At 52.6% G+C, this 213-nt stretch carries 2 tRNA genes; both read right to left on the reverse strand.

Going from position 1 to position 213, the window contains the following annotated elements:
* Positions 1-28: 28 nt before the first annotated feature.
* A tRNA-His gene (locus HMPREF3264_RS05600) sits at positions 29-101 on the reverse strand.
* Positions 102-103: 2 nt separating this feature from the next.
* Positions 104-177, reverse strand: a tRNA-Trp gene (locus HMPREF3264_RS05605).
* Positions 178-213 lie beyond the last annotated feature (36 nt).

The raw sequence follows: 213 nt of genomic DNA on the forward strand, positions 1-213 counted from the left end.
CGCTTGGCTATAGCCCATTAATAATAAGGGCGGTTGAAGGGAATCGAACCCTCGAGTGTCGGAACCACAATCCGATGCGTTAACCACTTCGCCACAACCGCCATGGCAGGGGCAGTAGGAATCGAACCCACATCAAAGGTTTTGGAGACCTCTATTCTACCGTTGAACTATGCCCCTATTCAGATGGTGGAGGGGGGCAGATTCGAACTGCCG

The organism is Staphylococcus sp. HMSC62A08 (assembly GCF_001839105.1).
GTDB classification, from domain to species: domain Bacteria; phylum Bacillota; class Bacilli; order Staphylococcales; family Staphylococcaceae; genus Staphylococcus; species Staphylococcus caprae.